This window comes from Kitasatospora sp. NPDC056783, from assembly GCF_042789895.1.
In the GTDB taxonomy this organism is placed as follows: domain Bacteria; phylum Actinomycetota; class Actinomycetes; order Streptomycetales; family Streptomycetaceae; genus Kitasatospora.
Genome location: NZ_JBHUAF010000343.1, coordinates 1 through 9,474, shown reverse-complemented (window position 1 = coordinate 9,474; position 9,474 = coordinate 1). Strand labels below are relative to the sequence as shown.

At 71.7% G+C, this 9,474-nt stretch carries 7 protein-coding genes; 1 reads left to right on the top strand and 6 read right to left on the bottom strand.

Annotation, left to right across the window (positions count from 1 at the left end):
• Positions 1-16: 16 nt before the first annotated feature.
• The 5 genes from ACFRMQ_RS32630 to ACFRMQ_RS32610 all read right to left on the bottom strand — a co-directional run bounded on the left by ACFRMQ_RS32630 (position 17) and on the right by ACFRMQ_RS32610 (position 5,788).
• A complete protein-coding gene (locus ACFRMQ_RS32630) occupies positions 17-1,699 on the bottom strand; it encodes an ABC transporter ATP-binding protein (RefSeq protein WP_380734349.1) in 1,683 nt (560 codons plus the stop codon).
• The gene (locus ACFRMQ_RS32625; RefSeq protein WP_380734348.1) at positions 1,696-2,685 is read right to left on the bottom strand and encodes an ABC transporter permease; all 990 of its coding nucleotides are present in this window, start codon (positions 2,683-2,685) and stop codon (positions 1,696-1,698) included. Before ACFRMQ_RS32625 ends, ACFRMQ_RS32630 begins: the two co-directional genes overlap by 4 nt.
• On the bottom strand, positions 2,682-3,785 hold the full coding sequence (locus tag ACFRMQ_RS32620; protein WP_380734347.1) for an ABC transporter permease: 1,104 nt from the start codon (positions 3,783-3,785) through the stop codon (positions 2,682-2,684). Before ACFRMQ_RS32620 ends, ACFRMQ_RS32625 begins: the two co-directional genes overlap by 4 nt.
• Before the next feature lie 44 nt (positions 3,786-3,829).
• Complete coding sequence (locus tag ACFRMQ_RS32615; protein ID WP_380734346.1) at positions 3,830-5,548, bottom strand: ABC transporter substrate-binding protein; 1,719 nt, start codon at positions 5,546-5,548, stop codon at positions 3,830-3,832.
• A gap of 147 nt (positions 5,549-5,695) precedes the next feature.
• Entirely contained in the window at positions 5,696-5,788 is a 93-nt protein-coding gene (locus tag ACFRMQ_RS32610) for an Ms4533A family Cys-rich leader peptide (protein ID WP_380734345.1), read from the bottom strand.
• 579 nt (positions 5,789-6,367) lie between these two features.
• Here ACFRMQ_RS32610 and ACFRMQ_RS32605 point away from each other — a divergent pair.
• The gene (locus ACFRMQ_RS32605; RefSeq protein ID WP_380734350.1) at positions 6,368-8,566 is read left to right on the top strand and encodes a M4 family metallopeptidase; all 2,199 of its coding nucleotides are present in this window, start codon (positions 6,368-6,370) and stop codon (positions 8,564-8,566) included.
• 123 nt (positions 8,567-8,689) lie between these two features.
• Here ACFRMQ_RS32605 and ACFRMQ_RS32600 read toward each other — a convergent pair whose 3' ends face one another.
• Positions 8,690-9,235: an EF-hand domain-containing protein gene (locus ACFRMQ_RS32600; protein WP_380734344.1), complete on the bottom strand. Its 546-nt coding sequence runs from the start codon at positions 9,233-9,235 to the stop codon at positions 8,690-8,692.
• Positions 9,236-9,474 lie beyond the last annotated feature (239 nt).

Genomic DNA, 9,474 nt, shown 5'->3' with positions numbered 1-9,474 from the left:
GCCGCCCGGGTGCCGGTCAGACGCCGACGGCCAGCCGGGCGTGGCGGCGGGCGGCCGCCTCGGCCGGGTCCAGCACCGGTACGGCGGCCAGCAGGCCCTTGGTGTAGGGGTGCTGGGGGGAGTCGTACACGGTGGCGGCGTCGCCGTGTTCCACGATCCGCCCGGCGCGCATCACCGCGACCCGGTCGCTGACCTGCCGGACGACGGCGAGGTCGTGGGCGATGAAGACCAGCGCGAGACCGAGGTCCCGCTGCAGCTCGCCGAGCAGCTCGACCACCTGGGCCTGGGTGGTGACGTCCAGTGCGGAGACCGGTTCGTCGCAGACGACCAGCCGCGGCTCGGGGGCCAGCGCCCGCGCGATGCCGACCCGCTGCCGCTGCCCGCCGGAGAACTCGTGCGGGTAGCGGTGGTACCAGTCGGGGTCGAGCCCCACCCGTTCGAGCAGTTCGCCGACCCGGGTGCGGATGCGGCGCTCGTCGTTCTCGCCGGCGATGCGCAGCGGGTCGGCGACGGACTCGCCGATGGTGCGACGCGGGTTGAGGGAGGACACCGGGTCCTGGAAGACCATCTGGAGCTCCCGGCGCAGCGGGCGCAGCTCCTTGTCCCCGAGCGCCCCGATGTCCCGGCCCCGGTAGTGGAGCCGGCCGCCGGTCGGCTCCAGGAGCCGGACGAGCATCCGCCCGAGGGTGGTCTTCCCGGAGCCGGACTCGCCGACGACGCCCAGTGTCTCGCCCGCCCGTACGGTGAGCGAGACGCCGTCGACGGCGGTCACCGGGGCGCCGCGCCCGGTGAGGCGGCCGCGGCCGGCGAACTCCCGGCGCAGGTCGACGGCTTCGAGCAGCACCTCGCCCGCGTCCGGCCCGCCCGGCCCGCCCGGGGCGTCGGGCACGGCCGGGGCCTGCGGCGCGTCCACCCTGGGCACCGCCGCCAGCAGTGCGCGGGTGTACGGCTCGCGCGGAGCGCCCAGCACCTCGGCGACCGGGCCGTGCTCCACCGCCCGGCCGTCCTTCATCACCAGCATCCGGTCGACGCTCCCGGCGACCACGCCCAGGTCGTGGGTGACGAGCACCAGCCCGGCCCCGGTCTCGGCGCGCAGCTCGTGCAGCAGGTCGAGGATCTGGGCCTGGACGGTGACGTCCAGCGCGGTCGTCGGCTCGTCGGCGACCAGCAGCCGCGGCTCGCAGGCGAGGGCCATCGCGATGAGCACGCGCTGGCGCATGCCGCCGCTGAACTCGTGCGGGCGCGAGCGCGAGCGGCGCGCCGCGTCGGGGATGCCGACGCGGTCGAGCACCTCGACGGCCCGGGCCCTGGCGGCCCGGCGGGAGAGGTCGCGGTGGACCCGCACCACCTCGGCGATCTGGTCTCCCACCGCGTAGTAGGGGTCGAGCGCGGAGAGCGGGTCCTGGAACACCATGGCGGCCAGTCCGCCGCGCAGGCGCCGCAGTTCCGCGCCCTCCGCCGTGACGGCGTCGACCCCGGCGACCCGGACCGAGCCGCCGATCCGGGCGCCGGTCCCGCGGTGCAGGCCGAGCAGGGCGTAGGCGACGGTGCTCTTCCCGGAGCCGGACTCGCCGACGATGCCGAGCGCCTGCCCGGCGTCCAGGGTGAAGCCGACGCCGTCGACGGCGCGCACGTGGCCGTCGCCGACCGGGAAGTCGACGACCAGGTCCCGGACGTCGACGAGAGGTTCGGTGCTCACGTCAGGACCACCCTTCGGTCGGTCACCGCGTAGAGCACGTCCGCGACGACATTGGCGAGGACCACGCAGAACCCGGTGACGAGGGTGAGTCCGACGACGGTCGGCAGGTCGATCAGGCCCACGGAGGTGACCAGCAGCTTGCCGAGCCCCGGGAGGCCGAAGAGCGACTCGGTCAGCACCGCGCCCCCGAACATCGTCCCGAGGTCCATGGCGGTGAGCGCGATCACCGGGGTGAGCGCGCCGCGCAGCGCGTGCCTGGTCACCAGCTGCCGTTCGCTGACGCCGTACGCCCGGAAGGTCCGGATGTGGTCGTCGGCGAGGGTCTCCAGCATGGACGAGCGGGTCAGCCGGGCGTACTTGGCGGACTCGATCAGGGCGAGGGAGATCCAGGGCAGCAGCAGGCCCCAGAACCACTGTTCCGGGTCCTCGGTGAGCGGTGCGTAGCTCGGGAACGGCAGCCACTGGAGCTGTGCGCACAGGACGATGAGCAGCACCAGGCCGAGGACGAAGACCGGTACGGACTTGCCGGCCAGCGTCAGCAGGGTGAGCAGGCGCTCGCCGAGCCGGCCGCGGCGCAGCGTGGACAGCAGCCCGGTGCCGACGCCGAGGACCAGCCAGAGCACCATCGCCCCGAGCGACAGCGAGGCCGTCACCGGGAGCCGGGCGGTGATCATGTCGGTGACCTGCTCGCCGCTGCGGTAGGAGACGCCGAGGCAGGGGGCGGGGCAGTGCAGCACGCCGGTGCCGGCGCTGAAGTCGCGGCCGGCGACGATGCCCTGGAGGAAGTGGGCGTACTGGAGGTACACGGGCGCGTCCAGGCCGAGGCGTTCGCGCACCTGGGCGACCTGGGCGGGGCTGCACTTCTCACCGCAGGCCAGCTGCGCCGGGTCGCCGGGGGCGATGTAGAACACCGCGTAGACGATCACGGAGAGGGCGAGCAGCACGCCGAGCATGCCGAGGGCCTTGCGGAGCAGGAAGCGGGTCATGCGGTCGCCCCCTCGGTGGCGTTCGACGGGCCGGGGTGGCCCGCGTTCGACGAGTCGGCACCGGACGGCGACGAGTCGGCACCGGACGGCGACGTGTCCGTGCCGGACGGCCCCGCGCCCGCCGGGCCCGCGGCGCCGCTCGGCGCCCCGACCCGCAGCCGGGAGGCCGCCCGGGGGTCGAGCTCGGCGCGCACGGCGTCGCCGAGCACCGTGAAGGCGAGCACGGTGACGAACAGCAGCGCCGACGGCAGCAGCACGTACGTCGGGTCCGCGCGGAACCAGGTGGTCGCGCCGGAGAGCATCTGGCCCCAGGACGAGGTCGGCGGCTTGACGCCCACCCCGAGGAAGGAGAGCCCGGCCTCGGCGACCACGTTGCCCGGCAACAGCACCGCCGCGTAGGTGATGACCGGCGCGGCCAGCGACGGCAGCAGTTCCCGGCGGGCGATCCGCCACCGGGAGGCGCCGGCCAGCCGGGCCGCGGCCACGTAGTCGAGCTGCCGCAGGGAGAGCGTCTGCGCCCGGACGATCCGCGAGGTGCCGGCCCAGCCCAGCAGTCCGATGACCAGGGTCAGCAGGAGCGGGCGGGGGAAGTCGGAGGGCACGACGGCCATCAGCGAGATGGCGAAGACCAGCGTGGGCAGGGCGAGCATCACCTCGGTGGTGTTGCCGATCAGCTGGTCGAGCACCCGGCTGCCGAGGCCCGCGGCGAGGCCGAGCAGGACACCGAGGGCGACCTGGACGACGGTGGCGCCGAGGGCGACGAGCAGCGAGATCCGGGCGCCGTGGACGAGCCGGGCGAAGACGTCGCGCCCGGTGCCGGGTTCGACGCCGAGCCAGTGCTCGGCGCTGACTCCGCCGAAGGAGCCGGTGGGCACGCCGCCGGCCGCCGAGTCGAGCAGGTCGTTGTGGAAGCTGGTGGGGTCCTGTCCTTCGAGCGCGCTGAGCAGCGGTGCCGCCGCAGCGATCAGGACGAGCAGGACGATGACGAGGCCGGCGGCGAGGGCGCTGCGCCGCGCGAGCAGCCGCCGCCACACCTGCCGTCCCCCGGGGGCCGGGGAGGCCGCGGGGGCCTCCCCGGCGCTGGGTTCCTGTGGAGCCATGATGGTCCGTTCGATCCGTCTGTTCGATCCGTCCGTGCCGTCCGCTACTTGACCGCGACCTGGGAGATGTCCAGCACGCCGGTCCAGTCGCTGATCACGATGTTGCGGACGTCCTTGCCGGACAGCCGCTTGTACACGGGGTGGAACAGCGGGACGGTCAGGGCCTGCTCGCCGATGCGCTTGTCCAGGGCGCCCCAGCGCTTGGCGGCCTCGGCGTGGTCGGTGATCTTGTTGATCTGGTCGATCTCGTCGTTCACCGAAGGGTCGTTCAGCTGCGCGGAGTTGAAGTTGGAGCCGTCGGTGACGATCTGCCGGCCGTCGAAGATCGGCGCCAGGAACGGGCCGCCGGACGGCCAGTCGGCGCCCCAGCCGGTGAGGAAGAGGCCGGGCTCGGTGCTGACGCCGTGGACGGTCTTGGAGTACCTGCTGGAGTCCAGGGGCTCCAGCTGGACGGTGATCCCGGCCGCCTTCAGCCCGTCCTGGACGGCGGTGGCCACGTCCGGGCCGTAGGCCTTGCCGGTGTCGGTGGAGTGGGTGAGGGTGATGGTCAGGCCGTCCGGGTAGCCGGCCTCCTTCAGCAGTTCCCTGGCCTTCTCCGGGTTGCCGGTGGCGCCGGCCGGGAACGGGTCGGACGGCGTGTACCCGAAGGTCTCCTGGTTGGGCAGGAAGGTGGTGGCGGGCTCGGCGAGCGAGGAGCCGCCGGTGGCGTTGACCACCGAGGTGCGGTTGATCGCGTAGGCGACGGCCTGCCGGACCTTCGGGTCGTCGAAGGGCTTGACCTTGGGGTTGAACGCCAGGTAGTTGACGAACCCGAAGTGGCCGGTGCCGACGCGGGCGGCGAGCGCCTTGTCGTCCTTCACCTGGGCGAGTTCGGAGGGGCCGAGGTTGGTGTCGGTGGTGACGGCGGCCGCGTCGGCGCCGGTGCCCGCGGTGAGCCGCTGGTTGATCACCGCCGGGTCGAGCCCGGACTGCACGTCGACGGTGTCGGGGTACGCCTTGCGCTGGTCGTCCGTCTGCGCCGACCAGTTGGGGTTGCGCTCGAGAACGATGTGGGCACCGTCGTTCTCGTTCTTGACGACCCGGTAGGGGCCGGAGGAGACCGGGTGGTCCTGGTACTTCGCCCCGGTGTCCTTGGCCTTCGGGACGGGTGCGAACTGGGTCTGGGTCGCGAGGTACGGGAAGTCGCCCTCGGGCTTGTTGAGGCGGAAGACGATGGTCTTCTCGTCCGGCGTCTCGATGGCGTCCAGGGTGCGGCCGTCCTTGTACGGGCCCTGGTAGTCGGCGGCGCCGACCAACCAGTCCCTCAGGAACGGTGCGCCTCCGGAGAGTTCGGGGGCGAATGACCTCTCGATGCCGTACTTGATGTCGGCGGTGGTGATCGGCGATCCGTCCTCGAACTTCAGGTTGTCCTTGAGCCGGAACGTCCAGACCGTCGCCCCCTCGGACGGGGTGCCGGTGTCGGTGGCGAGGTCCGGGACCACCTTGGTGCCGGCCGCGCCGTCGGCCCGGTTGCGGGTGGTGAGGGTGCGGAAGACGAGCGAGGGGACGTTGCCGCCGCCGGAGGTGTAGAGCCGTGCGGGGTCGAACTGCTCCTGGGGGAGCCGGTTGAGGACGGTGAGGGTGCCTCCCTGCTGCGGCGCCGCCTTGCTGTCGGCACTCCCACCGCCGTCGGCCTTCGGTCCGCACGCCGCCAGTCCGACGACGAGCGCGACGGTGACGGTCGCCGCGGCGAGGTGGCGGGGGGCGAGGGTGGTTCGAGACATCGGAGAGGGAGCCTTTCGCTACCGATGGTGTACGGAGGAAGGCGGGCGACAGTGAGGCTTCGGAAGAAAGGGTGAGCAGCACCGCGCCCGCGGGGAAGGGCGACGCCCCGAAGCGGCGATCACCGCAACGCGTCGGGACAGGCGGGTTCAGCGACAGAAGTTGTCGGACACGCAGTGCGCGGCCACGCCGATCAGCGCCAGCTCGATGGCGGCGCACTCGATCGGGTGACGGTGAGACATGCCGAGAAGACTCTCCGAAGATCAGAGGAATGTCAAAATTCCCGCACTCCTGGGACTGCTGGGGAGGGATTTCCGCGCCCGGCACCGGAAGATCTTGCGGAGGGGGGAGAAGTCCTCCCCTCCGGGCCGCGGTGGACGTCGACGGGCGTCCGCCGCGCGGGAGACCATCGGCCCGCTCCAAGACCGCCCGCCCGGAGGGGGGACAACGGACCGCACCCCCGGCTCCCGTCCGATTCCCGCCCGTATTACCCGTCTTCTGACGGTCGATTACCTCGACATTACGTCTGCGGCGAAGCATTTCGGCCAACTTGCCGCGATGCGGGTGACGCGTCACCGACAAAGCTGGCACTGTACCGTCCCATCGCCGCAGCGGCCCTTGCAGCCGCACGCGCACCACCCGCTGCGGCGATCTCACGGAGGCTGTCCCCCCACTCGAACCACCAGCTCTACCGGGCGGCACCACCCTCGGCCGCCCGGCTGACTCCGGCCGCACCCTCGCGGCCGTCGCAGAAGGAGTTCAGTGTGACTCGATCCTTCCGAAAGTCCACCGCCGCGGGCGCGTTGATAGCCGGCGCGGCGATGGTCGCGGCCACTCTGACGTCCGGCGTCGCCGCCGCCGACGAGGCCCCCGTCCAGTCCCCCGCCGAGGTCCGGGCCATCGCCGGCGCGCTGCCGGCGCAGCTGTCGCCGGAGCAGCGCGGCGCGCTGCTGGCCTCGGCGGACGCCTCACTGGCGGAGACCGCCAGGTCGCTGAACCTGGGGTCCAAGGAGGCGCTGATCGTCAAGGGCGTCACCAAGGACGCCGACGGCACCCTGCACACCCGCTACGAGCGGACCTTCGACGGACTCCCGGTGCTCGGCGGCGACCTCGTCGTCCACACCGCCGCGGACGGCTCCGCGAAGGGCGTCACCAAGGCGACCGAGGCGGACATCGCCGTCGACACCACCGCCAAGGAGAGCGCCGAGTCGGCGAAGGGCCTCGCGCTCGACAGCGCCGGGAACGCGAAGGTCGCGGAGCCGGCCGCCGACAACGCCCGCAAGGTGGTCTGGGCCGCGTCCGGCACCCCGCGGCTGGCCTGGGAGACGGTGGTCACCGGCACCCAGGAGGACGGCACTCCGTCCGAGCTGCACGTCATCACCGACGCGAACACCGGCAAGAAGATCCTCGAGTACGAGGGCGTCGAGACCGGCATCGGCACCAGCAAGTACTCGGGCCAGGTCACCATCGGCACCACGGCGTCCGCCGACGGCTTCGCGATGACCGACACCACCCGCGGCGGCCACAGCACCTACGACCTGAACGGCACCACCTCCACCAGGAAGCTGTTCACCAACCCGACCGACACCTGGGGCGACGGCACCGTCGCCAACCGGCAGACCGCCGCCGTGGACGCCGCCTACGGCGCCCAACTCACCTGGGACTACTACAAGAACGTCCACGGCCGCGACGGCATCAAGGACGACGGTGTCGGCGCCTACAGCCGGGTCCACTACGGCAAGAACTACGTCAACGCGTTCTGGTCCGACAGCTGCTTCTGCATGACCTACGGCGACGGCGCGGGCAACGTCAAGCCGCTGACCTCCATCGACGTCGGCGCCCACGAGATGACCCACGGCGTCACCGGCGCCACCGCGAAGCTGATCTACAGCGGCGAGTCCGGCGGCCTGAACGAGGCCACCTCCGACATCATGGCCGCCGCCATCGAGTTCTGGGCCGACAACCCCGAGGACCGGGGTGACTACCTGGTCGGCGAGAAGATCGACATCAGGGGCGACGGCACCCCGCTGCGCTACATGGACAAGCCCTCCAAGGACGGCCGCTCCAGGGACTACTGGTCGCCCGACGTCGGCTCCGTCGACGTACACTACTCCTCCGGCCCGGCCAACCACTGGTTCTACCTGGCCTCCGAGGGCAGCGGCGCCAAGACCGTCAACGGCGTGGCCTACGACTCCCCGACCTCCGACGGCCTGCCGGTGACCGGCATCGGCCGGGACGCCGCCGCCAAGATCTGGTACCGGGCGCTCACCACCTACATGACCTCGTCGACCGACTACGCGGGCGCCCGCACCGCCACCCTGCGGGCCGCCGCCGACCTGTACGGACAGACCAGCACGACCTACCTGAACACCGCCAACGCCTGGGCGGCCATCAACGTCGGCCCGCGCGTCGTCGACGGCATCCTGCTGAACACCGTCGCCGGCCAGATCACCGAGGTCGGCGCCCCCGCCGAGCTCCAGGTCACGGCCACCAACTTCAACCCCGGCGCCGTCACCTTCCACGCGACCGGACTCCCCGACGGCGTGAAGCTCCACCCGGTCACCGGCCGCGTCACCGGCACCCCGACCGTCGCCGGCACCTACACGGTCACCGTCACCGCCAAGGCCTCCCACCACAGCAGCACCTCGACGACGTTCACCTGGAAGGTCTCCCCGGGGATCTTCGCGAACGCCACCCCGCTGCCGATCCCGGACGGAGGCCCGGCGGTCTTCTCGGACATCGTCGTCGACCGGCTCCCCGGCCGGGCGCCGAGCGACCTCAAGGTCGGCGTGGACATCAAGCACACCTGGCGCGGCGACCTGGCCATCGACCTGATCGGCCCGGACGGCGCGGTGTTCCCGCTGAAGAAGAGCAACATCGGCGACTCGGCGACCGACGTCGTCGAGACCTACACGGTGGACGCCTCCGCCCAGCTCGCCAACGGCACCTGGCGGCTCCGGGTGCAGGACATGTACCGCGGCGACTCGGGCCGCGTCGACGGCTGGAAGCTCGTCTTCTGACCGCGCCCGCACTGAACTCCGAACACTGAGCACTGAGCACTGAGCACTGAGCACCGAGGTGATCCGGTCGGCGGGAGCAGCCACTCCCCCGGCCGGATCACCTCTTCGTGGAATTCCGTCCGCCTACCCGATGGGGCCGAGCAGCCAGTTCCCCGGCGCGTTCTCGTCGCCGCTCAGATAGAACTCGGTGATGGCCATCCGGAATTCCTCGTGGCTGAGGACTCCGTTGCCGTCGCGGTCGAGTCGCCGGAACGCGTCCTCCGAGTGCACGGGCGGGATTCCCAGCGCGCTGTACATGCGCACGTACTCGTCCTTGCTCAGCACTCCGTCACCGTTGGTGTCCAGCGCGCGCATCAGAGCGTCCGCGATCGTCAGCACCGCCTTCTCGAAGTGCTCCGGAGCCGTGACGTTGGCCTCCATGACGTCGTGGAACTCCTGGCGGTCGATCCTCCCGTCCCCGTTCGCGTCACCGTGCGCGAGCAGCACCCGCCACCACTCCTCGAACGCGTTCCGCATCGCCGAGGCGTTCTCCCGGTCGTCCTCCGCGGCCAGTGCGCCGAAGAGGTCTCCCATCGCCTGGAAATCGTCATGCGTGAGCACGCCGTCGCCACCCTGGTCGAACCAGTCGAAGAGCATGGTGAACTTCTGGTGTTTCACCTCGGCCGGCATTCCCTCTCCCTTCCTCTCAGCCGCCCGACGGGGCACGCTTCCCCGTCGCGGCTTTCGGACGAACGTTAGGTCGAAGCGGAATGGCGAGGCAATTACCGATACGAAGAACCACACCTTCGATGGAACAATGCGCCGTGAATGCATGATCTTCATGAGACGGGGCCTGCCGCCGGCAGGCCCGCCCAGGCGGCGCCCGCGCGGCGCACACGTGGCGCACACGTGGCCGCGCCGCGATCCGT